Below are 22,652 nucleotides of genomic sequence, written 5' to 3' on the forward strand. Positions count from 1 at the left end.
TCAACCTCAATCATCCAGAGGCTGTGGGGCTTTCGCTGGCCGGGACGCTTTTACAGCGGTCTCGCCTTTGCCTTTTTTAGCTTTATCGGGTGGGGTCACCAGATCCTCAGGCCTTGAGTACTCTTTCTCTTGAGCAGGCAAGTTATCAATTGCGCTGAAGATGATATTGAGGTCGTGTGTGTCGGCAGGTAATGGCACAGGCTGGCCGTCTTTGCCAAAAACAAGGACTTGGGTGCTGTTGATGACACCTACACTGAGCCCCCGAATCAGCGCCATGGTTTCTGGTTGTTCCAGGTTTTTGCCGTCGCGTTTACCGCTCAAACCTTCAACCGTATACAACACCATCTTGCGGTCTTTGAGCCGTTGCTGCGTGGTCTGTTCTTCGAGGTTTTCTTTCAACGTTTTCAATGTGGGGTCAGCAGACGTACGAGCAAAAATAACCAGCGGGCGATACTTTCCAATGTCCTGTTTCAAGGGGCTATCAATGTCAGCAGCCTGTGCGGCGCCAGACAACAATACGCCAGCAAGAATCATCACGCGAATAAGCATCCAGACCTCCTTTTTCATCATCGAACCGGGGCGTGAGCAGACGTTGAAGACCTTCTCCCCGGTCTGCCTGCCAAGAGTCTAGGCCAAGGGATTTATCACGTCACCAGCGCTCCCGAACTTTGCCTTTGGGGGTTATTCATTGCAACTACATACAGGTGCGAGTCGCTTTACCCCTCTTGCGCAGCTTTGCGCTTAGCCCTGACATGCCGCACAAGTGCCACAACCACCACCAACGCCATCACCCCCAAAATGATAGGCCAACGGTACGGTTTAAGATCGCCCAATACGTGTTGCAGGAACTCCCCGGCCCAATATCCGGCACTGGCAAACAGCGTGGCCCATACCAGCGCGCCTAACAGATTGATACACGCAAACTTGAGGGGCGACACCTTGCACGCGCCAATCACCATCGGCCCCATCAAACGCATGCCGTAGAGAAACCTCACGGTAAAAATCGACACCGTGGGGTGTTGATTCACCAGGTGCGTCACCTTATCTATGGCCGCCTGTTGCTTGTGCAGCCTGGGTAACAGGCGTTCCCCAAAGTAGCGGCCGGTCCAAAACAGCAACTGATCACCCAGCATCCCGGCCAAACTGGCATAACCAATCACCGGCAGCAGCTTGAGTACATGCTGATGGGCCGCCATACCGCCCAAAATCAGAATGGTCTCGCCTTCCAGCAAACAGCCAATAAAAATGGCCAGATAACCATAGGTTGCCAGCAGGTAATTGAAATCCAAGTGTTCAAACATGCGCGTTCAATGACTCCATTGAGGGGTTAAACGGTAGCGATTTTGCACCTCAGTGCCGATGCCGATGATGAATATCCGGAAAGTGCGGGTGGCTATGATTGATCGGCAGATGTACATGCATATGGCTGTGGGGCTTATCCCTCGCCACCTCTTCGACATGTTCGTGTTGATGATGTTCATCATGATGGTGACGGTGGGCGTGCTCTATCAACCAATGGTGATGCTCGTGCGTGTGCAACTCAGTCAAATGCAACCACACCCCCACAGACATGAATGCAGCAGCCAACCAGAACGGGAGCGACACCGACTCACCCAACACCAGGATCGCGAGCGCCGCGCCTAAAAAAGGCGCTGTGGAAAAATACGCACCGGTGCGTGCAGCCCCCAGGCCGCGCAGTGCCAGCACAAACAGAACCAGGCTCACGCCATAGCCGAGAAAACCGATCAGTAAAGTCGGCGTCAATACCGCCAATGCGGGCAGTTGGGCGCCAAGCGACAGAGCTATAGCGCAATTGACGCCACCGGCAAACACACCTTTGGCGCCCGCGATATACAGCGCATCAGAAGCCGAGACCTTGCGGGTCAAGTTGTTATCCACGGCCCAACACAGGCAGGCAAACGCCACGGCTAACGGCCCTGACCAGGACTGCCCCCCAACGCCCACCCCAACTGACGGCCAGGCCAACACAACCCCGCCCGCAATAATCGCCAACATACCCAAGACAATTCGGCGGTCGGCGTTTTCTTTAAACACCACCCACGCCAGCAACGCCGTCAACACAGGCTCCAGATTCAACATCAAAGACGCTGTGGCGCCGGATGTGCGCGTCAAACCAAACATCAACGCCACGGGGCCCATGACCCCACCAAATGCAATGGCACCCAGCAACCACGGCCATTGGCAAGCACTTAACCCTGACGATTTCCAGCCACGGTCTCTGACACAACGCACCAGCAACACCCCCGCGCCACTGCCCACATACAACAACCCGGCCAACAACACAGGGGAAATATCGGTGCCCAACAGCTTGGCCAGCGGAGTACTTGCACCAAACAGCGCAGCAGCCACCAGCGCATAAATCACACTCGTATTCATTTCGCTTACTACAGTTGCAAACCTGCAAATACCCTAGCCTAAACCTGCTTGGGGAGGCGGCGGATAAGCCAGGCCGATGCCTGCCTTAAGACAGCCGACGCCTTGCCCACCAACAGTGGGCGTTCATAGCTTCATGATTTTTCGACATTTTTATGAGGCGCTCGGGTAAAAAAATGTACATAAATGGACGTTATCGAACTTGCCTCATTGCACAAGCCTCTATATATTCGTCCACCTGTCACGCAGGCTCTTGAGCACTTTAAGCAATTAAAGTCCCATCCTCCCTGACGCGCTGCACAGCGCTACCGCCCGAATGGCGAAATTGGTAGACGCATGGGACTTAAAATCCCCCGTTCGAAAGGACGTGCCGGTTCGATTCCGGCTTCGGGCACCATTTAGCAGTTCCAGGGAGTGCCAAGCAGTCCCAAAAGAACCAAACAAACCCCGCCTAGTGCGGGGTTTGTCGTTCCAGGGAGTGCCATCCAGTGCTATGCAAACCCATCCCTCAGGGGATACATTTCGGGATATCGCCGGTTCGATTAATGGAGTATCCCTAAAAATACCGAAAATTATTGCACCACTAACAGACATTCGATGCTCGACGGCGAAGCCAAAGGATCGTGAATACAAGCTGTTTGACGGCCAGGGCCTGTACCTATTGGTCAAAACGTCTGGTGGTAAATACTGGCGGATGAAGTACAACAAGCCAGATGGCCGGGCTGGACTGGCCTCATTTGGTGTTTACCCGGAAATTTCACTCAAGGCGGCACGCGACCGTCGTGCCGAGACACGCGCACTACTCACCAATGGAATTGACCCGATTGAGTCTGCGCGTGAGAAAAAGGCCGACAGGTCAGCGGCAAGCCTGAACAACTTTGAGGCCGTCGCCAGGGCTTGGCACGCTAGCATGCTCAAGTGGTCGCCTGGGCATTCAGCCCGCGTACTTTCAGAACTAGAGGCCGACTTGTTTCCAGCCATTGGAAAGCGATCAGTTGCTGACCTAAAAACCCGCGACCTACTTGCCCCCCTTCGGTTAGTCGAAAAGCGTGGAGCGCTCGACACAGCGTCACGGCTGAAACAGCGGACAGTCTGCATCATGCGTTACGCCGCACAGAACGGCGTGATTGATTACAATCCGGCTTTAGACCTAGCCGGGGCTATTGCCACCAAGAAAACGGTTCACCGTCCCGCGCTTCAGTTTGAACGGCTTCCTGAACTTTTGGGCCGGATTGACAGCTACGGCGGGCGACCGCTCACGGTCCTGGCTGTTCGCCTGGCCCTGGCCGTATTCATTCGCTCAAGCGAGCTTCGGTTTGCCCGCTGGGGAGAGATTGACGCGGACCGTTCTTTGTGGACGATCCCCGGCAGCCGGGAAGCCATCGAAGGGGTCAAGCACTCTCAGCGAGGAGCCAAAATGGGGACACCCCATCTAGTGCCATTATCGCGCCAGGCTACGGACATCCTTGAGCAGATCAAGGGCCTTTCTTCTGGCTTTGAACTGGTATTCCCAGGCGACCATTACCACTACAAGCCAATGAGCGAAAACACGGTCAACAAGGCATTGCGTGGTATGGGTTATTGCACCAAAACCGAAGTATGTGGGCATGGGTTCCGTGCCATGGCTTGTAGCGCACTGGTGGAATCGGGGATGTGGTCGCGTGATGCGGTTGAACGGCAGATGAGCCACCAAGAGCGCAACGGTGTGCGGGCAGCGTACATCCACAAGGCGGAACACTTGGAAGAACGGCGGCTGATGGTGCAGTGGTGGGCTGACTATCTTGATGCGAATCGGGAAAGGCACATATCCCCATTTGAGTTCGCAAACCCGACCGGAAAAAACGTGATCAGCCTTCGCAGTGCATGACTCTCGGGTTAGCACTTCGCTTTACTTAATGGCATATTGCCGCCTTACCACACGAAGGGATTCACCATGACCTACAAGCTGAAACACCTATCATCGAGTGAGATTCGCAAGATCGCTGACCTTTCGCGGGCCATGTTTGAAGATGGTCCAGAAGTAGTGCATATAGCCGATATCGATTTGGAACGAATCTTCCATCGAACCGCCGAAGAGCGCGAGCTGGCTGCCGCCATTGCGCCATTAAGTCGGGAGAAAAAGCTGGAGTTGATTGCTCTTGCATACTACGGTCGAGGGGATGCCAGTGATGAGGCGCCAGAAGCCGGTGTTGCTCGGTTGCGAGCTATTTTTGAGCGCGATGAAGACGATGAAATAGCCGATAAAATCACCGGAAAGAGTCCGGCCCTTGCTGACTATTTGGATAATGCGTTAAGGCAAATTAGAGTCTAAGGATCACAGCGTTATTGACTCGTTGACTGAACTTGCGAAAGAACCGTCCTTAAAAAGGGCGGTTTTTTTGCCTGTAAATCCGGCCACCATCCCACCGATGAATACGGCCGTTTGACCTCCCTTTCGCGGTCCCCAAGCCTTGCCCGACGCCAAATATCCGGCTAAAGTGCCGCCGTTGCCGACACTGGGCAACGTGGGTTTGGTCACCCAATGAAGACAGGGCGCAACCAGCGTCCGAATAAGGACGACAGGTATTTTTGATGCCTGTCCGCCCTCAAGTTTTTGGCGGCAATGTGCTTGACACCAACAGGTGTGCTGCACCCCTACGGGCCTGTTTACACAGCTTGCGCGTAGCCGCCCCTCTATTCGTTATAGCTGCGAACTCCATTCGCGCTAACTCCCATGATGCTCTCGTCTCAATCGCTACAGCGCCAATATGGCCGTTGCTCGCACCCTTGAAACTGTCGGGTGGCAGCATGGCCAACTTCGCGTATTCGCCCAGGCACTTCGCGCTGACGGGTAATGAGTCAATAACCAATCGGTCAAGAATATTCAGTAACCTACTGAATATATTGAACTTTTATTAAATATGCCAAACCGGTCACATTCGGTCATTCAATCATTTGCTCAAGGACGCAATACGAATGACCACGCAAAAAACTCAATCCCAAGCCACGGCTTTGCTGCGACTTCCTGCCGTACTCCAGCTTGTTGGACTGAGCAAAACCCAAGTCTATCGACTGGCCCGCGCCGGAGAGTTTCCAGCCCCGGTGCGCCTGGGCGCGAACTCGGTAGCCTGGCCCGCGACACACATTCAGGCATGGATTGACGACAAGGTTTCGGGGAGTGCTGACGAATGAGCGCTATTGCCAATCGCAAAAACTGCCGTTACAGTGCCGCCGTCGCTGCAAATTCAGCGACCGGGTTTGACGGCCCGATCAGACATTGGCGCATAGGCGCCCCCATCACGATTGCAGGCGCTTTTTTTGTGCTCGCACATCCTGTTTATGGCGGCTGTGCGCGGGATACCTTCGGGTATGCCGGGTTCCTTTGTCCCCGGTCCGTCAACCTGCGCATAGCTGCCACCCTTATTCGTTTGACGGCGAACCGTGGCAGCTCCCCAGACAAAGGAGCTTTCCCCATGACCAAGCGTCGTATCCTCAGCCTCAATTCGTCCAAATCTCGCGCTGCTGCACACCGTGCAATGGCTCTCGCCGCTCTACACGCAAACTCCTCCCTGTCCGTCCGCCTCAAACGTTACAACGCCCATATGGAAATCGTCCGCGCCCTGGAATCCGGGGAGGTGGCCGCGTGACTACTCAAAGAACTGTCGACGCCATACGCACCGTATCCACGGTGGCATTGCAGTATTCCAACAGCCTTGTGCCTGATCTTTTGCCAGATGGCACGCTCAAGAACACCACCAAGGGCGGCGAATGGTGGGCACGCAATCCGACGCGGGCAGACCGTGACGCGGGGAGCTTTTCAGTGTCGCTCGCTGATGGCCGGTGGCACGACTTCGCGTGCGGTGACGGGGGCTGTGATCTGGTTTCACTGGCCGCGTACATTTGGGGTGTGCGGCAGACCGAAGCGGCACGCGACCTGGCCCGCCGTTTTGGTTTGCACCTTGAGGCCCTGGAGGGTTGCCCCGTCGACCCTGGCCGCGCAGAAGCGCAACGCAAACGCTTGGCCGCTGCAACACTTGCGGCAGAGCAACGCACGGCCATGGAAGCCATGGTGAAGCGACAAAAGCAGGAAGCCGCCGCCATTTATGCAAGGCGTTTGTGGCAATCCGGTGATCCAGCAGACCCACGGCACCCCTACCTTGAGCGAAAGCGCATTCAACCCCACGGCATTCGCCAAACTGGTACAGAACTGCTGATTCCCTTGCGCAACGTGACCGGCGAACTGGTGAATATTCAGCGCGTCACGGCGGGCGGTACGAAACTGTTTTTGTCCGGTGGTCAGGTGCATAGCGCGTTTTGCCTCCTTGGGGGTATCCAGGCTGGCAAGCGGGTGCATCTATGCGAAGGTTTCGCCACTGGGGCAACTTTGCTCGATCAATACGGCGACGTTGATAGCGTGGCGTGCGCCATGAATGCGGGCAATTTGCGCTCCGTAGCACTGGCATTGCGTGGGCACTACGGCCTTAACCTGGGCATGGTGATTGCCGGTGATGATGACCGCCGTACAGATGGCAATCCAGGGCGCACAGCCGCCAATGCGGCAGCACTGGCGAGCGGGTCCATGTTGATCTTTCCAGAGTGGCCGAGTGATGCGCCGGTCGAGCTTTCTGACTTCAACGACCTGCATTGCTGGGAGGCTTCCAATGGATTCTAAGCAGCCAACCGGGGAGCCCCAAAGCCACACGGCTAAGGTTGACGCACCGACCACAGATAAGCCGTTGGCTACCGCAAAGACCAGTAAGAATAATCCGGCGGTTAATTCGCTGGAAGAATCTTTACCGCAGGTTAACGGAACCATCGACCTTGGCGGCGCAGCAGGGTCAACCGATGGCACCGATCCACCCCGCAAGCCACGGACACGCAAGACGAAATACGTTGAGCCACAGCCCCCAAGAATTGATCCAGAGCGCCCGTGCTGGGGTGTGTACGAACAGTGGGTCACGAATGAGCGTGGCCGCAAGCTGCGACCTGGGGTTTATTGGCACGGCCTCAAGAGTTCGGCAGGAGACGGCGACGACAGTGACAGCGGCGGCAGCGAGGGGGCAAGCCACATTTTTGACAACTGGATAGCAACTCCCGTCACGGTGACGGCTCGCACCGTCAACAGCGACGACGACACTTGCGGCAGGCTGTTGCGACTGGTGACGCCACGGGGAATTCGGGAATGGATCGTCCCTATGGAAGTCTTCGGCGGCAGCGGTGAAGACGCTCGCCGGTCCCTGTTCAACATGGGCGCGGTGATCGGGTTGAAGAAGCGCGGCGCGTTTATGGAATACCTATTGGACCAGGCTCCAGAAGCCGAAATCACCACCACCCGGCGCACCGGATGGCATGAATCGGGGGCCTTTGTTTTGCCGTCCCGGACCATCGGCAGTGACAGCGTTAGATTCCAGGCGGCAGGCGGTGGGCAGGTGCTGTTTTGCGTCAAGGGTGATTTGGCCGGATGGCAAGCCAACATTGCCGAGCGCTGCGCAGGTAATCCGGTGCTGACCTTGGCTATCGGGTGTGCCTTGGCGGGGCCGTTGTTGAGTCTGGTGGGTGTGCTGGGCGGCGGCGTTCATCTGGTGGGGGACAGTTCTAGCGGCAAGTCACTGGCTCAACTTATTGCCGCGTCCGTATGGGGTGATCCTGGCGTGTTTTCGGCCAGTTGGGACGTGAGTAAAGGTGGCTTGGAAATCGAAGCGTCGGGCCGCAATGACACGGTGTTGACCCTCGACGAAATCAAGCGAGCGGACCCCAAGCGTGTGCAGGAAATGGCCTACTCACTGGCGAACGGCCAGGGTAAAGGCACCATGACGCGGGAGCGTGAAGGACGGGCCAAACTCAGTTGGCGGCTGCTGACCCTCTCCAGTGGCGAGCGTTCACTGTCAGAGCATGCGGCCATATCGGGGAACTCAGCGCATGCCGGGGCTGAACTGCGCATGGTTGACGTAAATGCGGGCACTCGACCACACCGGGCTTTTGACAACCTGCACGGGTTTGAGGGGGCCAACTTCCACAGGCTGCTGTCCGTCGCGGCCAACACTCACCACGGTCATTTGGGGCCGGTATTTGTCGAACGTTTGATTGCCGGTGGTGACATGCCGGGGCTGCTCGATGACTTTGCACGGGTGCGAACATTGTTCGTTGCCGACAGCGCCCAAGCTGGCCGGGTGGCTGACCGATTCGCGGTGATAGCACTGGCCGGAGAAATGGCAATCGCTTACGGGCTACTGCCCTGGGCCGAAGGCAGTGCCTTGCAGGACTGCCAACTGCTGTACGGCGAATGGCTGGATAAGGTTGGGGGTGGCAACGCCGAGGACCGCCAGATATTAACGGGCATTTTGGACTTTATCGACCGGCACGGCAGTAGCCGTTTTTCGGACATTCACGGCAGCAGCGAAGACATTAAAGTCTTCAACCGCGCCGGATATTGGGAGGTTCTACCGTGCGGAAAACGCCTGTACTTGTTCAGCCGAACGGGTTTGGCCGAGGCGACTCACGGGCATGGATTGGCCCGCGTAGTTCTCGCACTGGACGGGGTCAGCGCAATAGCAAAGCGCGACCATGAAAAGGACAGGGTCAGGAACACCAAGCGGTGTCGTTTGCCCGGTGGTGGAAGTACCGGCCTGTACGTTCTAGACCCGGAAGCCATGGAGGTTGATGGCGGTCGCAGTTATAGCGCTATCGAGCAATAAGCGCCTATATCTGCCAATAAACCCCTATATCTAAAGGAACCTAAAACCTTGGGGAACACGGGGAACACGGGGAACAAAGGCTCTAAATCGGACTTCTCAGGCCAATTATTAAGGAAAATGATTGGGGAACACCTGGGGAACATGGGGAACAAGAGGCGCAACGGCTCTAGACCGGTACTTTCGGGCGCTCACTCTCTATAAAAAAAGTGGGGACATGGGGAACACACACCACTTTGTGAATATATGAGCGCCAGAGCCAACCAAGGAAATCCCCGCATTCCCTGGACCTTAGCGCCGGGGTCTACGTTTTCAGGCCCCGGCTTTTTCAACCCGAACAGAGCGAGGTGACGCAATGGGCGTACTTGCTGGCTTGTTTGAGCGCATGGCCGCTACTGCCGAGAAGGAACACAACGTGAGGTGCTGGCTATGGCTGGTCGCTCTCAGGGGCGGGCACACGGTGCAAATGACCTTTGCCCCTGATGCCAGCCTAGAACATGTCCGAACGCTTGCCAGAGAGCGCTATGGGCCGTTGCTTGATCGAGTAGTGCCGGTGCCGTGCGCAGACCGCTTATTAACCGCTGGGGAGGCTGGCCGGGTTCTGATGGGCCTTGCAGTGAGCGGAGCGCCATTTGCACCGATGCAGCCAGAACGATGGATTGACCGCGTGGCCTGGCTGCTGGGGTGTTCGCCTGAACATCTGGTGTCTTCGGGCCGGATCACAACCGGGGACGCGGCGGAGTGCTCAGAGGTCGCGCCTCACCTGGCCGCTGAGCTGATCCGTGCAAGCGGCTGGACGCCGCCAGAGTCTGGATGTGATGCCCCGTTGGCCGTGCTGGAGTCTGGATGTGATGCCCCGTTGGCCGTGCTGGAGTCTGGTCCGGCTGATGGTCCGATGCCTGATTGGGTTGCGGCCCATGACGAATACCTGGCCCATTTGCGAACGTGTCATTCGTGCATTGCCCATCGACTGCGCAGCCCAGTTCATTGCAATGCCGGTGCAGTCATTCGCGCTAGATACGAAGCGCTGTATGAACAATTCCAACCGCCTAAATCGTGACGGCGCGACAGCTACCCACCACGACAGCTTTCTATCAAAAACGGTCCATTTGGGCCGTTTTTGGGGAACATGGGGAACAGTTCTCCACCTTTGAAAGTCTCTGAAAGTACCGCACTAGAGCCTTTGTTCCCCATGTTCCCCAGCTTTTTGAAACCACAGGAACATATTCTGTTTTGTAGTGCGTTGGTCGCTTACCTCGACATGCCGAGTTGGTCGAGTATTTCGCGTGCCCGTTGCTTGGGCTGCACGCTTATGCCGAAGACATTCCAAGCTGTTCAAACATTTCGCGCCTTTGTTGACGTGGAAGCCCGCGCAGATGATCGAACAGCAGGCGGTCCATCGGCGTTGATACCGACACTAGGGCGTGGGAGAACGCCAGAGTAGTGACAAAGCGGTGGCCGCAATTTTTGTTCCGACACGAACAGTAGAGTTTGGCGAACTCGGCGGACACTCCGTCCCGCGAGGTTATTACCGCCTTCGACCCGCACTTATTGCAATAAACCCGTGGCGGCAGTTCTCGTGGCTGCTCAAGCAAAACCGGCTCAACTGTCGCGGCAGCCGGTGTCAGCGTGTGGGAAAACACCAGGCTCATGACAAAGCGATGGCCGCATTCTTTGACGTTAAGGCACTGGCAATAAAACTTGCTCGACCCAAGCGACACCTCCTCATGCTCAGAGGCGACCGCCTTTGAATTGCACTTGCTGCAATAGATTCGCACTCACCACTCCTTTCATTCTTTTCTTAAAGCACAATATATCGTGTCATAATTTCCTATAAGACACTACATGTAGTGTTTTAGGCGATTTTCTAGAAGCTCGCCGGACTCTGTCGTTACCCACACCACCAACGCCCAGGGATGCACCTAATGCCCCGATCACTTGTTTCTACTTGGAAACGTGTCGCCACCAGCGGACCGACTGCCGATGGCCGAGAAATCACACCGCAGGAACTGCGCGACTGCGCAGAAACCTACAGACCATCGACGTACACCGCTGTGATTTGGGTTGAACATCAGCGCTGCAATGGTGCCCACGGCACCGTGTTCGCGGCGCGACTGATTGACGACGATCCCGCATTTGGAAAGGGCCAGGTGGCCCTAGAAGTACAGATGAAACCCAACGCCCGATTGCTCAAGTTAAACAGCGATGGGGAAAAGCTGTTTTCCAGTGTGGAAATCACGCCGAACTTTGCGAATTCGGGTCGAGCGTATATGACCGGCCTGGCCGTCACTGACGAGCCTGCCAGCCTTGGCACGCAGGAACTGTACTTTTCCCATCGGACGCACAAGACCTCCTATCGCACCGCGTCGATGCCACTTCGCTCAACGATTCGTAGCAAGCAACTAGCAGCCAGCCTCAAGCGTGTGACTCGGGAGTTAAGCCTCCACGTAAACGCCATCAGAGAGCGGCGAAGCATGGCCCAGAAACCCAAGCCAGGCCGACATGTGCTTTAGCCTGGCCCCGCGCCTTTGAATCCTCTGCCCGTTAAACGCCATTGGCTTTCGGCAGAAACACCACTCAATCAAGCGACCGTCTACCCCGACGAAAAAGGAAGCATTTGTGAGCAGAAGCCTCAGTTCTAGCGCCCATTCCAAGTACCTGAACTTGCAAGACGACATTGCCGAAACCTACAACACCGACACTGTTACACGGACCTTTGCGGTCGAGCCGTCCGTTGCTCAGGAACTCAATGACAAGATCACTGCGAAGGCCGATTTTCTAGAACGCATCAACGTGGTGCCGGTCAGTGAAATCAAAGGCGACAAGGTTTTTCTCGGGGTATCTAGCCCCGTCACAAGCCGCACCAACACCAAGACTACAGAGCGTGAGGCCAAGGACTTTTCCAGCCTGGAAAACGCCTCCTACGAACTGGCGTCAACCGAGTCAGACGTTGCATTGCCATACGCCAAAATCGACGCCTGGGCCAAGTTCCCGGACTTCCAAGACCGCTACACAGGGTCAGTGCAAAAACAGATTGCTCTTGACCGTATGTTGGTCGGATTCCATGGCACTCACGCGGCACCGCAAACTGATATCACCGCATATCCAATGCTCCAAGACGTGAACAAAGGGTGGCTCCAGCAGGCCCGTGAGCAGATACCGGCCCAGGTACTCAAAGAAGGCACCACCGCTGGAAAAATCCGGCTCGGCGTGGGTGGCGACTATGCCAACCTCGACGCCTTGGTTCATGACGTTAAGCAAATGATTGACCTAGTGTTTCGTGACGCGGGTGACCTGATAGCAATCATCGGCGGCGACCTGCTGGCCGCTGACAAGGCGAAGCTGTACGCCAAGCAAGGCGATACCCCGACCGAGAAAGAGCGGATTGAGGGCGCCCAGGTCATCGCCACCTATGGCGGTTTGCCCGCCTTTAGCGTGCCGTTCTTCCCTGACCACGCCGTACTGGTCACCAGTTGGGAAAACCTGTCTATTTACTACCAGGCTTCAAGCTGGCGGCGTCACATGATCGAGAATCCGAAACGCTCACGGGTCGAGGATTACAACAGCCGCAATGAAGGCTATGTGATTGAGCAGCTTGAGAAACTTGCCATGGCGGAAAACATCGAGTTGGAAGGGTAAGCCCCACCGATCCGCGAACACCTGCACATGAATATTCAAAGGGAACACCATGCAACTCACCACCATTGACCGCGACGATTTGAGCGCCGAACTTCTGGAACAGTTGACCCGTTTCGAGCAAGACCTTGGCGTTTACACGGGTCTACAGAATCGACTCACCGATCTAGTGCAAGAAGAACAGCGGCTCAAGCAACAGGCATCCACCTTTGAGGGACGGGCCGACCGCACGGACGCCTCTTGGAAGGCTATGGCGCAATCCGCCACCATTGACCAAGTCAAGATCAATGAAGAAATCGAGCGTAGCGCACAGCTTAGAAAGGATGCCCGTGCGTTGCGCCTCACTGCCGAAGCGCGAAGCGGCGTCCAAGGTGCGGTACTGATTCAGCTGGCAGAAGCCCGCATGAAACTGGTGCATGTCCCTGGCACGATCAACAAAGCGTATCAACAGACCCTGCTGTCAAATGCACTTGCACGGGAAGGCGTCCGGGAGACTCTTTTAGAGCTATTTGCTTTGTCTCGGGCGCTGTTCCTCAAAAGCATTGATGAGCATGATGGAGTGTTGTCGAGCTGCAACGGTCAACGCGAAAGACAGGCGAAAACCCAGGAACTCACCTGGCGGACGTTCGGTCAGGAAGTCCAAAAGCTATTTGACGGTGCCGAACATGACATACAGGCCCCCGCCTTGGCAGTGATGCCGAGTACTGTCCAGAGAGAGGTGTTGGTAGACACACCCGGCGACCTGATGAGGCTCAGGCAGGCACGCAAGGAATAAGCCCCGCAAGCCAGTAGTTATCGCCGTGTTTTTTAGAAGCCGCCACCGTGCGGCTTTCTTCTGTCTGGCCGTTTTTGACCCGCGCATCGGTTGGCTGCAGCGCGACAATTAATGAAATTGCCAAAGTTCTGTGAAATGGTCTACAAGCCACGCGATGCAAGGCCTCCAGGGTTTTCAATGACCGCGAGTCATTCGCCAGTGTGCACACAAGACGCGAGCGATTCACTTTTGAAAAATCCGGCCAACCCCCTATGTGCGCTGGCTTTGGCGGTTTGAAACACCCCACCAGGCCCGCCGCAGTCGTTGCAATTTCCTTGCATTTTTTTGCAAAACTTTGCACAAAATGAAATGGGCCATTGTCTGCGAAGCCCCACGGCCCGCCTGGGCTGGAGTATTGATTGCACAACCAAAAGTTTTTCACAAAAAAAACACGCAAGGCGCGTCGGCGGGAGGGGGATAAGTGCTTTTTCATGAAGTTTTTCCTTTTGCGCCAATTTTTCCGGAGCCAGGGCTTACAGTGTGTGGCGTGCCCCAAGCGGACGCCCTAGCGAACTGCTGCGAGAGCTATGAGAGCTTATCTGTCAGGGGCTCTCAGTCAGTAGCGCGTCAACCTGTAACGCCCAGCCCAACAATTGCGCGCTCTGGCGTTTTGCGTTGGCCCGAGAGTTTTTTTCCTACCCGGTCCTATCTGCCATAAACGCGAGTGTATTTGGCTGCACCCGGTGCTACCGTTTGACTGCTGACGTAATCAGCCTCTGTTGATACTGCTATCGACCTGCTTGGTTCTGTGTATCCCTCCCTGACACACCGTTCTGAAAGCCCGCAAACGACAAACCCCGCCAATGTGCGGGGTTTTTCGTTTTTTGTGGCTGTCTCCCGGAGACATAGTGCAGGCCTGGCCTGCTGATATAAAAAACCCGCACATTGGCGGGTCTATAAAAATTTGAAGCTACTTGAACCTTGAATCGATTGGTATTTCAACGGTTTCAGATTTAGTGCATAGCGCTACCGCTGCCCTCAACAACGCAATGTCTTTATGGAAATGCTTGAATAGCTTCTCAAATCCGTCCACCTCACAAGACCATCCTTCATCGCACTTCACAGCGACCAGTCTCAGCTTAGTAATTACGGGCTCACTATAAATTTTATGCTGGACCGGGAGGAAATCTAGGCGCTTGACACAAGGCACGCGTTCTAGACGCTTCTCACCGTCGACTACGACCTCCACAACCTTGAAGTCATCTTCCTCAACATAGAATTTGTTGGGCAAATGAAACGCAGTTCTGACGTTGTAAATACATACATACCTTGCAACTGCGTAATTCAAATGCCAACCATCAAGCTCCCTGACTGGGCGAGATTCAAACACCATGCGGCCTCCATACCATCAATTTCGATTAATTGGGCAGTTTTAATGCTAATCGCCTGAGAGAGCAATCCTGGATATTTCAAATACCATCGGCTCCCGCCTATGCAGTTCTTTCACGGTCAGCGTCTGGCGGCCTGGAATTGTGATTTGCAAACCATGGCAAGCAGGGGCAAAAAGCGGGGATGAAAAAATGCTTGGGGATACCCAACAGGATACTTTTCATTAGTTTTCTATAGCGAACTCCTTGTTTACGTGGCCTGTAGGCAGTATGTTCGATCCCGGCTTCGGCACCAAACAAATCAAGGGCCTGCATGAGATTCTTCATGCAGGCCCTTTGTTTTTAGTTCCGCAATTATCCTTTTCGCCCCATCCCTGGCGTCCTGCCACTTACCAAAACTCAACATACGACTGCTCTTGGAACCTGACCGGAACACGTCACTCCTCAACGGGCATTTCTTCGCCGCGAACGGGTTCGGGTTCAGCCGCGAGTTTCATGCGGTCAGCTTTGCTGATGTACTTAACCTTGTTTTTCGGTGCCAATTTGGCACTGGCTTTTTTAGCGTGAGCCTTCAAGAGTTGCGTTATTTTTTTGCGACGATTCATATTTCAGTACTCAACGTGCCTGCTCTGAAGGACGTCCATTTAAAAAATTTACCCGACACGGTGTGTCAGTGGCCGGTGCGGGCGCCACTGACACTGCCGCAATCAGTCCGAACCGTATTTGGGCGATCGAGGCCCATACAGGATCCCGGTGCGCTGGCCAGCCGACAGCAATCGGGCACTGGCTACACCCGCAATAGGGTGTGCAGCATCGGTGGAGCTGTTAATCACCTGCTTGACCGCAGCCGTGATCAACATACCGATAATGCCTCCCCCGTTGCCGTTGCCCTCTTCGCTGGAAGCCCGAGCCACACCGGTCCACAACGTGGTGCCCGTTTTCAGGTCCACCAGTTTTGCCGTGGCCGTGACAGCGGTGTCACTGGCGATCAGCATGTAGCGCGTGCCGTACTCAGTGACGGTGATGTAAAGCCCAGCGTCCGCGCCAAAGATTTCCTGCAACTTGGCCGGTGATACAGCCTGAATATCATTGGCCGTGGTCAGCCCGTTCTGGCGGAAAGTTTCATCCACCAACGCAATCGGCAGCACGTAGTAACCCGCCTCGGCCAACGGGTACGTGACCTGCGACACCAGGCTGTAGGAGGCCTGAATTTCGGGAGACTCGTTGATCGGTGGCAGTACCAGGATGCTTTTCGGACGGCTTTGTTTAAACGCCGCGTAGTCGATGGTTTTGGGGGCTGCGCAGCCGCCCAGCAAGGCCAGGCTCAACAACACCGCTAAATAACGCGCACTCATTTGGTATCTCCGGCCTTGGCGTTCTTGAGCAAGAAGTCCATGTAAGGCCCGGACTCGGGAAACAAGGCTTTTTCAGTGCGAAACTGCTGCACCATCTGATCATCCTTGCCCATCGACAGGTACAACATGCCCAAATGCGCGTGATAACCGGGCGGAGCTGAACGACCGCTGGCATTGATCTTTTGCAGATCGCGCTCCAGTGCCTCGACCTGCTGCTCCTTGGGTTCACCCTTAAAGTATTCGTACACTTGCGGCTGATAGCTTTCCCACTGATACAGCGGTTTGGGCGCGGTTTGGCAACCGGCCACTATCATGAATCCTGCCAGCATCAGCGACAACTTGACTGCCTTGCTCATCCTTGTACTGCTCCTTGATGCATCACTGATCAGTTTGAACGCGGGTTCCAGGCGCCAGCGTTGATACCGTCTACCAAATGATTGATCGCTTCACGCATGGCCAGGTCCAGCACCTTGCCGTTGAGTGTGGAGTCATAGCTGGCAGTGCCGCCAAAACCCACGATTTCACGATTGGACAAGGCATATTCACCTGCACCCTGAGTCGAATAGACCACTTCTGAGGTGCTGATGTTGACGATGTTCAGGTTGACCTTGGCGTAAGCCACCTGCGTTTTACCGCGACCCAGCAAACCGAATAATTGACGGTCGCCGGTTTCCTTGCGACCGAACTCGGTCACATCGCCTGTCACGACGTAATCTGCGCCTTTGAGCTTTTGGGCCTGGCCTTTGATCGCAGCTTCCTGGGCGATTTCGCCCATATTGTCGCGGTCCAGCACGCTGAAGCGGTTGGTCTGCTGCAAGTGGGTGATCAAGATGGTCTTGGCTTGTCCGCCGAGGCGGTCGACACCATCAGAAAAAATGCCGCGCATGTAACTGGAGCGGTTATCTAACTTGCCCACCGCAATTGGCACGTGCACACCGTGATACGCAACGCTGGCACTGGCGACTTTTTCAATGGGTAATGCGCGCGAGCTTTCAGTGGCACAACCGGCCAGCGCAAAAAAACCAACCACGGCGGTGCTTGTCAGCAGGGTTTTGAACAGTGTTTTCACTGGATACTCCTTTAAGGAAAACGGGGTACCTGGTATTTCGCACTGCCGAACGCTGCCATCTCGCCGACGTTTGCCCACGGCAGGCACAGGCCATTGCGGGCGTGGAACGCGCGGCGCGCCAAATGAACATCGGGGCATTTTAAGAGGGGCGCACAAACGGATATGGCGCAAGGCTTAAGGCTGACCAGGTACTGTCTTGCTGAGTTCTTCACGCATGAGGGCTCAGAAAGCGCGCGGACAATACCAAACTGACCTGTCAGCTACAACTTGCCGCTACTTTCCTGATTGCGGATGCCGAAAGCCGTTGACCACGATATACAGCAGCGGACCTATAGAGACGAACACCGCCGTCAGCAGAAAATAAGGCCATACAGTAACGATCGGACGCCCCTTCGAACGAGCATCGCGATACATCCAGACACAGGCCATGCCACCCAACACATACAAGTCAATCACCACCTGGGCCGTATCGGGTTTGGACATAAGTTGCAGGCCGAAATCAATCAGGGATTGGTCGGCCTGCCACAAGGTGAACGCCGTATACGAGGAGAACAGCAGCAGTGCGATGAGCGCGAGGTAAGGTTTTTTCATGATGGCCATCCTTGAGCAAAGGGGGTGTCAGCTGCCGTTACGTTAGTGATAACGTCACCGGCCAAGCAATGACCTGTCAGGTCATAGACGTTTGCCTTGTGCCCACAAGAGTTCATCCATGAACAGCCAACCGTTCCCACGAGCAGTGCCATCTGATAGCGCCGGTACACAACTGCGCCTGATTCGCCGACAGGCTGGACTGAGCCAACTGGACCTTGCCCTGATCAGTGGCATTTCACAGCGTCACCTGAGTTGTATAGAAACGGGCCGTGCCACACCGGGGACGGGGACGCTGCACAACCTGCTAATGGCGCTTCAGGCCCCACTGGAGCAATGCAACAACGTCTTTTTGGCCGCAGGATACGCGCCACGCTACCAAGCAACCCCGCTCGCTTCGCCTTCAATGCAGGCCATCCATGAAGCCATCCAGCATGTGCTGCATGCCAACAATCCCGCCCCCGCTATTGTTTTGGACAGTCAGTGGCAGGTCCTGGCCGCCAACGCCAGTACTCAAGTGTTGTTTGACCTGGTGGGATTAACGCCTGATAACGCTCAAGGATTGAACCTGCTTGTGACCTTGCTGCAACCGGGTGGCTTGGGTGACCACCTGATCAACGCCTGTGAAATCAGGCGTGTTGCCTGGCAAAGGGCTGCGCGTGAAGCCCTGGACAATCGAGAATTGGCGCACCTGCTGGAGCAACTGCCCGCCCCCACCATGCCGGAGGTGTTGAGCGATGAGCTGCCACCGCTGGTGATGACGCGGGTCAACTCTCAACAGGGCGAGCTGAACTTCCTGTCTACCTTCACAACATTTGGCATGCCGCAGGATGTCACGGTGACCTCCTTGCGCATCGAGCACCTGATACCGGCTGACCCGCACACGTGGCACACCATGCGCCGAGCGTATGAGCAGGCCAGTCAGTAACGTGTGACACCCCTCAGCGAACCAGCATGGCCGCACCGGCTGCCACCATGATCGCGGCGGCACCGCGAAACAATCGCTGCTGCGCGCGCAGGCTCGACAGCAGGTGACGAATACGCACCGCACCAAAAACAAACAGTGCCCCGACACTCAGTAGCACCAGCACCGTTAACGGCACCAGCATCAACCCCCACGTCGCCAGTGATACGGTTTCAAGGTTGATCACCAACGGCAGCAAGGCCAGGTAAAACGCAATGGTTTTAGGATTGCCCAAGGTGATGGTCAAACCTGAGACCGCCGCTGACAGCAGTTCTTTACGCTTCACAGGCTTACCGACTTCAATCGCCTGATGATCGGCAAACCAAAATTGCCAGGCCAGATAGAACAGATACAGCGCAGCCCCCCAACGCACCAATTGGAACAGCTCGTTAAAGTGCTCAGCGATCATCGCCAGGCCAAACACGGCAAATGACAGGTACGTCAAATCCCCCAGAATCAAACCAAACAACAAACAAAACCCGGTCAGTGCTCCGCCACTGACACTTCTGGCCACCAGTGCAGCCATACCTGGCCCCGGAATGGCTGCGGCGATACCTAATGCCGCGCTGTAGGTGAGTACCTGTGTCAAATCGAGCATAGCGTTCCCCCTCGGGATATAAATTTTACGTAGGGCCAGGGCTCAAACCGGTCTGTGTCGTCAGACCGATGAGGCGAGCCACTGGCGGATTACCTCACGGGAAAACACCAGGTCCTGCACCGCCAACCCTACGGACTTGAAGAGTGTGACGCCCCCTTCCTCCCGCCAACGTCGATCAGTCGGCACAGCACCGATTTCAGTGCCCACGCCCTGCGGGTTCAAAACGCCTTGATTGACCGCTTTGATCACGCACTCACTGGCGGCCAACACCGACTGATTGCAATCGGTGAACAGAAGGCTGTCTTGGTACACATCTTCATGCAGCTCCTGAAACCCCAGCGCCGATGAGCCGATTGCGTTGACGTGGCAGTGCCTGGGTAAATCACTGCGCCTGATGATCGGTGACCTGGCGGCCGTGGTCAGGCACACAATGTCGCGATCATGGACCGCCTCTGCGGCGCTGGCACATACGCTCACCGGCAGATCGCAGGTGCTCTGAATCCATTGGCCCAATTCACGGGTGGCTCGCGGGTTACGGCCCCAAATTGAAACGTGCTTGATGGGCCTTACGCTTTGCATGGCCAACACGTGAGCACGCGCTTGCAACCCGGTGCCGAGTATGGCGAGACGTGAAGCCTGGCGATGTGCCAGCAACTCGGTCGCATAGGCTGAAGCCGACGCAGTGCGAATCTGCGTGATTGCACCGGCATCCACGGCCACCACGGGTGGCGCACCGGGTTCGTCATAGATCAACACACTGCCACTGTGCGACGGGCCTTTGGCAACCTCGCCCAACTTGACCACCACGGACTTCAGACCGAAGCCCTGATAGGGGCCGGACTTGATGTACGCAGGCATGACGCCCATCAATTGCTGTTCAGCGCCCCTGACAATCGTGCGCAAAGGCTGATCAACCTGCCCTGTCGCATGCAGTTTGAAAGCGATTTCGCTCAGTTTGAGGCTCAGCGCATCATTGAGCAGCTGTGTGACCGAGTGGCTGTCCAGGTACAGCATCAATCAACCTCCGCTCGCCTGTTTGAAACCTTTGAACCCCGCCCATTGGAACGCGGTGTCGATTTCGGTGCCGGCAATGGCATTTACAATCGTCGACATGTTTTTCTGTGACACCCCGAGCACCACATCCAGCATGTTTTGCTGACTGAAACCGGCACGCAACACCGCATCTATGGCGGCTTGGCCCAAATGCCCGCGTGCATGAATCACCTCAAGCGTAAAGCTGCGCAGAGCGCTCAATTGCGGGCTCAAACGGCTCGGGTCATGGGCGATGGCATCCACGACTGCCGCGTCAACCCCGTTGGACAGTGCGATGAATGCATGCGCCTGCACTGTGTACTCACAGCTGTTTTCAATCCCGGTGGTCATCCACACCAGCGCTTTTTGCTCCTCACTCAAGGAGCTGTCGATAAACAGGTCATGGGCGCTCTGATAAGCCGCGAGTAAGGACGGCGATTCAGACATGTAAGCGCTCTGATTAGGAATCCAGCCGAAGTTATCGATAGAGCTTTGCAGCAACGGTTTGCTCTTGTACGGCGTCGAATCAAGCGTGTGGCGTTTCAATACAGTCATGACAACCTCTACTTTTATTCTTGGGAGTGAGCGCAGCGCTCAATTGCAATGCACGTTGCCTTCCATGCCCAACGCGCTCCACTGGGTGTAAGCGAACACTGACCACAGCATGCGGATGGGGCGTGTGCTGGAGACAAAGTTCAAACCGTGCAAGGCGGCGGCAACTTCAGTGGTCAGCGCCACGTCCACTTCACCTCGGGCCGCGGCGCCAGCGGCGGCACTGGTGGACAGCGCAAGAATCACGGAGTCCACCTCAAGTCCCTCTGGCAACAGTTCTTCAATCAGCATCATTGGCGCGGGGTGAGTGGCCACTGTCAGTTTTTTGGTCGTCAACGGCCCTTTGCTGGCCAAGCCATAAAGTGGCGTATCGAAGACAAACGTCGCCACCAGCGCCAACCGGGGGTCCATGTAGAAATGATTGATCTGCTGATAGGCATTGGCCACGATCATGACCGCCGGTACCTGTTCCACCAGGCTTGAACGCGCCTGTTCATACGAGTCGCACAGGTTGACCAGGACCTGAGCCCCCGGGTATTGGCGCCCAAACCACTGACTGAAGAAGTGGGCGGCGGCTTCGCTGCTGGTCCCGTTGGGCCCTAGCGTGTTGATCACCAATTGACGCCAATCAACCACACCCAAATTCATGAAATTTCTGTCCATGTTCATGACGCTCCAAGTGCTCAATGAGTGACCGGGCTTAACCAGTGGGCGTATTGCGGGACCTGGCCCCTCACAGTTTTCAGATAAAGGTCCCTGACCTTCGCCGTGATGTTCCCCACCTGACCCGCCTGAATCGAGTAGTGATCAATCTGGGTCACGGGCACGATTTCTACCCCCGTACCGGCAAGGAAGCATTCGTCGACGCTGAACAGTTCTGAAAACGAAATATCGCGCTCAATGACCTTAAGTCCCAGCTCATCCCGGGCCAGCGTCATCACCGTGTCACGGGTAATCCCTTCAAGAATATGAGCACTCAACGGCGGGGTAATCAGGCAACCGTCTTTGACCACAAACACATTGGAGGTGGTCGACTCAGCGAGATTGCCGTGCACATTCAACATCAGCGCATCATCAAAGCCCTGACGTTGCGCCGACTCCATCGCCAGCGCGGAGTTGGCGTAACTGCCGGTGATCTTGGCGCGGGCAGGCAATGACACATCGGGGATACGGCGCCAGGTCGAAATCGCACAACGCACACCCGTGGCGGGCATGTAGGCGCCCATTGGTAGGGTATTGATCACCAGCCCGGTGCTGACACCTGACAGTTTCACCCCAAACCCGACGCCCGGTAGCAGCGCCTTTTTATAGGCTAAAGGGCGGATGTAGCTGTCCGTGCTGGCAAGGTTGCGACCTAGCAAGTCAACAATAATGGCTTTCATTTCGGCGCGGTCAGGCAAGTTATCCAACTGCAACAACCTGGCGGAGTTCTCCAGCCGCTTGAGGTGATCCTCCAGGCGGAACACATTCAGCGCGCCAGCGTCACTCACATACGCACGAATGCCTTCGAACACCGCGGTGCCGTAGTTAAACGCCTGCGTCGTCACCGGGATCAACGCTTGAGCGGCTTCCACCACCTGCCCTTCAAAGTAAACGTGCAGGTGCGGCTTGCGTGGGAGAGCCGGCGCTTGATTGGGGGTATGCGCCATGA

26 protein-coding genes, 1 tRNA gene and 1 pseudogene are annotated in these 22,652 nt (G+C 55.9%); 12 read left to right on the forward strand and 16 right to left on the reverse strand.

Going from position 1 to position 22,652, the window contains the following annotated elements; all coding sequences use genetic code 11:
- Positions 1-6: 6 nt before the first annotated feature.
- The 3 genes from ACP7A4_RS19690 to ACP7A4_RS19700 all read right to left on the reverse strand — a co-directional run bounded on the left by ACP7A4_RS19690 (position 7) and on the right by ACP7A4_RS19700 (position 2,397).
- Entirely contained in the window at positions 7-549 is a 543-nt protein-coding gene (locus ACP7A4_RS19690) for a DUF4174 domain-containing protein (RefSeq protein WP_426248009.1), read from the reverse strand.
- Between the two features lie 167 nt (positions 550-716).
- The gene (locus ACP7A4_RS19695; RefSeq protein WP_426248010.1) at positions 717-1,301 is read right to left on the reverse strand and encodes a DedA family protein; all 585 of its coding nucleotides are present in this window, start codon (positions 1,299-1,301) and stop codon (positions 717-719) included.
- Positions 1,302-1,350: 49 nt separating this feature from the next.
- Entirely contained in the window at positions 1,351-2,397 is a 1,047-nt protein-coding gene (locus ACP7A4_RS19700; protein ID WP_426248011.1) for a DMT family transporter, read from the reverse strand.
- Between the two features lie 307 nt (positions 2,398-2,704).
- Between ACP7A4_RS19700 and ACP7A4_RS19705 the strand changes: the two genes are divergently transcribed.
- The 8 genes from ACP7A4_RS19705 (at position 2,705) to ACP7A4_RS19740 (ending at position 10,125) form a co-directional block, all read left to right on the forward strand.
- Positions 2,705-2,791, forward strand: a tRNA-Leu gene (locus tag ACP7A4_RS19705).
- Positions 2,792-2,887: 96 nt separating this feature from the next.
- Positions 2,888-4,261 carry a tyrosine-type recombinase/integrase gene (locus tag ACP7A4_RS19710; protein ID WP_426248012.1) on the forward strand — a complete coding sequence of 458 codons (1,374 nt, stop codon included), beginning with the start codon at positions 2,888-2,890 and terminating at the stop codon, positions 4,259-4,261.
- A gap of 66 nt (positions 4,262-4,327) precedes the next feature.
- Positions 4,328-4,705 carry a DUF3775 domain-containing protein gene (locus ACP7A4_RS19715; protein WP_426248013.1) on the forward strand — a complete coding sequence of 126 codons (378 nt, stop codon included), beginning with the start codon at positions 4,328-4,330 and terminating at the stop codon, positions 4,703-4,705.
- Between the two features lie 644 nt (positions 4,706-5,349).
- Positions 5,350-5,565 (forward strand): helix-turn-helix transcriptional regulator, encoded by a 216-nt coding sequence (locus ACP7A4_RS19720; RefSeq protein ID WP_263273042.1) that lies wholly within the window; start codon positions 5,350-5,352, stop codon positions 5,563-5,565.
- Positions 5,562-6,020: a hypothetical protein gene (locus tag ACP7A4_RS19725; RefSeq protein ID WP_426248035.1), complete on the forward strand. Its 459-nt coding sequence runs from the start codon at positions 5,562-5,564 to the stop codon at positions 6,018-6,020. The genes ACP7A4_RS19720 and ACP7A4_RS19725 overlap by 4 nt, the downstream gene beginning before the upstream one ends.
- Positions 6,017-7,045, forward strand: coding sequence for a toprim domain-containing protein (locus tag ACP7A4_RS19730; RefSeq protein WP_426248014.1), 1,029 nt, complete (start codon positions 6,017-6,019; stop codon positions 7,043-7,045). Before ACP7A4_RS19725 ends, ACP7A4_RS19730 begins: the two co-directional genes overlap by 4 nt.
- The gene (locus ACP7A4_RS19735) at positions 7,035-9,068 is read left to right on the forward strand and encodes a DUF927 domain-containing protein (RefSeq protein ID WP_426248015.1); all 2,034 of its coding nucleotides are present in this window, start codon (positions 7,035-7,037) and stop codon (positions 9,066-9,068) included. Before ACP7A4_RS19730 ends, ACP7A4_RS19735 begins: the two co-directional genes overlap by 11 nt.
- Positions 9,069-9,420: 352 nt before the next feature.
- The gene (locus ACP7A4_RS19740) at positions 9,421-10,125 is read left to right on the forward strand and encodes a hypothetical protein (protein ID WP_426248016.1); all 705 of its coding nucleotides are present in this window, start codon (positions 9,421-9,423) and stop codon (positions 10,123-10,125) included.
- Positions 10,126-10,375: 250 nt separating this feature from the next.
- Here the strand turns inward: ACP7A4_RS19740 and ACP7A4_RS19745 are convergent, their stop codons facing one another.
- Positions 10,376-10,843, reverse strand: a complete 468-nt coding sequence (locus ACP7A4_RS19745) for an ogr/Delta-like zinc finger family protein (protein WP_426248017.1) — start codon at positions 10,841-10,843, stop codon at positions 10,376-10,378.
- A gap of 147 nt (positions 10,844-10,990) precedes the next feature.
- On the opposite strand from ACP7A4_RS19745, the pseudogene ACP7A4_RS19750 reads away from it, so the two are divergent.
- The 3 genes and pseudogenes from ACP7A4_RS19750 to ACP7A4_RS19760 all read left to right on the forward strand — a co-directional run.
- A pseudogene (locus ACP7A4_RS19750) lies at positions 10,991-11,443 on the forward strand (GPO family capsid scaffolding protein); the annotation flags it as partial.
- Positions 11,444-11,684: 241 nt separating this feature from the next.
- Positions 11,685-12,704, forward strand: a complete 1,020-nt coding sequence (locus ACP7A4_RS19755) for a phage major capsid protein, P2 family (RefSeq protein WP_426248018.1) — start codon at positions 11,685-11,687, stop codon at positions 12,702-12,704.
- A gap of 49 nt (positions 12,705-12,753) precedes the next feature.
- Complete coding sequence (locus tag ACP7A4_RS19760; protein WP_426248019.1) at positions 12,754-13,476, forward strand: hypothetical protein; 723 nt, start codon at positions 12,754-12,756, stop codon at positions 13,474-13,476.
- Here the strand turns inward: ACP7A4_RS19760 and ACP7A4_RS19765 are convergent.
- From ACP7A4_RS19765 to ACP7A4_RS19795, 7 genes are all read right to left on the reverse strand, one after another.
- Positions 13,454-13,948: a hypothetical protein gene (locus ACP7A4_RS19765; RefSeq protein ID WP_426248020.1), complete on the reverse strand. Its 495-nt coding sequence runs from the start codon at positions 13,946-13,948 to the stop codon at positions 13,454-13,456. The two genes, ACP7A4_RS19760 and ACP7A4_RS19765, sit on opposite strands and share 23 nt — an antisense overlap.
- A gap of 477 nt (positions 13,949-14,425) precedes the next feature.
- Positions 14,426-14,848, reverse strand: a complete 423-nt coding sequence (locus tag ACP7A4_RS19770; protein ID WP_426248021.1) for a hypothetical protein — start codon at positions 14,846-14,848, stop codon at positions 14,426-14,428.
- 432 nt (positions 14,849-15,280) lie between these two features.
- Positions 15,281-15,448 carry a DUF2986 domain-containing protein gene (locus ACP7A4_RS19775; protein WP_426248022.1) on the reverse strand — a complete coding sequence of 56 codons (168 nt, stop codon included), beginning with the start codon at positions 15,446-15,448 and terminating at the stop codon, positions 15,281-15,283.
- Positions 15,449-15,550: 102 nt separating this feature from the next.
- A complete protein-coding gene (locus ACP7A4_RS19780; protein WP_048365871.1) occupies positions 15,551-16,198 on the reverse strand; it encodes a DUF799 domain-containing protein in 648 nt (215 codons plus the stop codon).
- The gene (locus tag ACP7A4_RS19785; RefSeq protein WP_048365872.1) at positions 16,195-16,554 is read right to left on the reverse strand and encodes a DUF4810 domain-containing protein; all 360 of its coding nucleotides are present in this window, start codon (positions 16,552-16,554) and stop codon (positions 16,195-16,197) included. The genes ACP7A4_RS19780 and ACP7A4_RS19785 overlap by 4 nt, the downstream gene beginning before the upstream one ends.
- Positions 16,555-16,583: 29 nt before the next feature.
- Positions 16,584-17,267 (reverse strand): CsgG/HfaB family protein, encoded by a 684-nt coding sequence (locus tag ACP7A4_RS19790; protein WP_426248023.1) that lies wholly within the window; start codon positions 17,265-17,267, stop codon positions 16,584-16,586.
- A gap of 273 nt (positions 17,268-17,540) precedes the next feature.
- Positions 17,541-17,858: a hypothetical protein gene (locus ACP7A4_RS19795; protein WP_059762354.1), complete on the reverse strand. Its 318-nt coding sequence runs from the start codon at positions 17,856-17,858 to the stop codon at positions 17,541-17,543.
- A gap of 118 nt (positions 17,859-17,976) precedes the next feature.
- Between ACP7A4_RS19795 and ACP7A4_RS19800 the strand changes: the two genes are divergently transcribed.
- Entirely contained in the window at positions 17,977-18,783 is an 807-nt protein-coding gene (locus tag ACP7A4_RS19800; RefSeq protein ID WP_426248024.1) for a helix-turn-helix domain-containing protein, read from the forward strand.
- 13 nt (positions 18,784-18,796) lie between these two features.
- Here ACP7A4_RS19800 and ACP7A4_RS19805 read toward each other — a convergent pair whose 3' ends face one another.
- From ACP7A4_RS19805 to ACP7A4_RS19825, 5 genes are read right to left on the reverse strand one after another with little or no spacing between them, the layout of a single operon-like run.
- On the reverse strand, positions 18,797-19,417 hold the full coding sequence (locus ACP7A4_RS19805; protein WP_048365875.1) for a LysE family translocator: 621 nt from the start codon (positions 19,415-19,417) through the stop codon (positions 18,797-18,799).
- Positions 19,418-19,477: 60 nt separating this feature from the next.
- Entirely contained in the window at positions 19,478-20,431 is a 954-nt protein-coding gene (locus tag ACP7A4_RS19810; RefSeq protein ID WP_426248025.1) for an ornithine cyclodeaminase family protein, read from the reverse strand.
- A 3-nt stretch (positions 20,432-20,434) separates the two neighbouring features.
- Positions 20,435-21,004 carry a carboxymuconolactone decarboxylase family protein gene (locus ACP7A4_RS19815; protein ID WP_426248026.1) on the reverse strand — a complete coding sequence of 190 codons (570 nt, stop codon included), beginning with the start codon at positions 21,002-21,004 and terminating at the stop codon, positions 20,435-20,437.
- Positions 21,005-21,043: 39 nt separating this feature from the next.
- On the reverse strand, positions 21,044-21,664 hold the full coding sequence (locus tag ACP7A4_RS19820; RefSeq protein ID WP_203303975.1) for a bacilysin biosynthesis protein BacA: 621 nt from the start codon (positions 21,662-21,664) through the stop codon (positions 21,044-21,046).
- 20 nt (positions 21,665-21,684) lie between these two features.
- A complete protein-coding gene (locus tag ACP7A4_RS19825; protein ID WP_426248027.1) occupies positions 21,685-22,650 on the reverse strand; it encodes a branched-chain amino acid transaminase in 966 nt (321 codons plus the stop codon).
- Positions 22,651-22,652: the final 2 nt, after the last annotated feature.

It is taken from the genome of Pseudomonas sp. TWR3-1-1 (assembly GCF_049896545.1).
Taxonomy (GTDB): Bacteria; Pseudomonadota; Gammaproteobacteria; order Pseudomonadales; family Pseudomonadaceae; genus Aquipseudomonas; species Aquipseudomonas weihenstephanensis.

What these genes read in the sequence shown, in the direction of transcription:
- ACP7A4_RS19760 (WP_426248019.1), top strand. Translation starts at nt 12,754, where the DNA reads ATGCAACTCACCACCATTGACCGCGACGATTTGAGCGCCGAACTTCTG.
- ACP7A4_RS19820 (WP_203303975.1), bottom strand. Translation starts at nt 21,664, where the DNA reads ATGGACAGAAATTTCATGAATTTGGGTGTGGTTGATTGGCGTCAATTG.
- ACP7A4_RS19690 (WP_426248009.1), bottom strand. Translation starts at nt 549, where the DNA reads ATGCTTATTCGCGTGATGATTCTTGCTGGCGTATTGTTGTCTGGCGCC.
- ACP7A4_RS19740 (WP_426248016.1), top strand. Translation starts at nt 9,421, where the DNA reads ATGGGCGTACTTGCTGGCTTGTTTGAGCGCATGGCCGCTACTGCCGAG.
- ACP7A4_RS19725 (WP_426248035.1), top strand. Translation starts at nt 5,562, where the DNA reads ATGAGCGCTATTGCCAATCGCAAAAACTGCCGTTACAGTGCCGCCGTC.
- ACP7A4_RS19810 (WP_426248025.1), bottom strand. Translation starts at nt 20,431, where the DNA reads ATGCTGTACCTGGACAGCCACTCGGTCACACAGCTGCTCAATGATGCG.
- ACP7A4_RS19780 (WP_048365871.1), bottom strand. Translation starts at nt 16,198, where the DNA reads ATGAGTGCGCGTTATTTAGCGGTGTTGTTGAGCCTGGCCTTGCTGGGC.
- ACP7A4_RS19785 (WP_048365872.1), bottom strand. Translation starts at nt 16,554, where the DNA reads ATGAGCAAGGCAGTCAAGTTGTCGCTGATGCTGGCAGGATTCATGATA.
- ACP7A4_RS19815 (WP_426248026.1), bottom strand. Translation starts at nt 21,004, where the DNA reads ATGACTGTATTGAAACGCCACACGCTTGATTCGACGCCGTACAAGAGC.
- ACP7A4_RS19715 (WP_426248013.1), top strand. Translation starts at nt 4,328, where the DNA reads ATGACCTACAAGCTGAAACACCTATCATCGAGTGAGATTCGCAAGATC.
- ACP7A4_RS19825 (WP_426248027.1), bottom strand. Translation starts at nt 22,650, where the DNA reads ATGGCGCATACCCCCAATCAAGCGCCGGCTCTCCCACGCAAGCCGCAC.
- ACP7A4_RS19765 (WP_426248020.1), bottom strand. Translation starts at nt 13,948, where the DNA reads ATGAAAAAGCACTTATCCCCCTCCCGCCGACGCGCCTTGCGTGTTTTT.
- ACP7A4_RS19720 (WP_263273042.1), top strand. Translation starts at nt 5,350, where the DNA reads ATGACCACGCAAAAAACTCAATCCCAAGCCACGGCTTTGCTGCGACTT.
- ACP7A4_RS19735 (WP_426248015.1), top strand. Translation starts at nt 7,035, where the DNA reads ATGGATTCTAAGCAGCCAACCGGGGAGCCCCAAAGCCACACGGCTAAG.
- ACP7A4_RS19795 (WP_059762354.1), bottom strand. Translation starts at nt 17,858, where the DNA reads ATGAAAAAACCTTACCTCGCGCTCATCGCACTGCTGCTGTTCTCCTCG.
- ACP7A4_RS19770 (WP_426248021.1), bottom strand. Translation starts at nt 14,848, where the DNA reads ATGGTGTTTGAATCTCGCCCAGTCAGGGAGCTTGATGGTTGGCATTTG.
- ACP7A4_RS19800 (WP_426248024.1), top strand. Translation starts at nt 17,977, where the DNA reads ATGAACAGCCAACCGTTCCCACGAGCAGTGCCATCTGATAGCGCCGGT.
- ACP7A4_RS19710 (WP_426248012.1), top strand. Translation starts at nt 2,888, where the DNA reads ATGCAAACCCATCCCTCAGGGGATACATTTCGGGATATCGCCGGTTCG.
- ACP7A4_RS19805 (WP_048365875.1), bottom strand. Translation starts at nt 19,417, where the DNA reads ATGCTCGATTTGACACAGGTACTCACCTACAGCGCGGCATTAGGTATC.
- ACP7A4_RS19695 (WP_426248010.1), bottom strand. Translation starts at nt 1,301, where the DNA reads ATGTTTGAACACTTGGATTTCAATTACCTGCTGGCAACCTATGGTTAT.
- ACP7A4_RS19700 (WP_426248011.1), bottom strand. Translation starts at nt 2,397, where the DNA reads ATGAATACGAGTGTGATTTATGCGCTGGTGGCTGCTGCGCTGTTTGGT.
- ACP7A4_RS19775 (WP_426248022.1), bottom strand. Translation starts at nt 15,448, where the DNA reads ATGAATCGTCGCAAAAAAATAACGCAACTCTTGAAGGCTCACGCTAAA.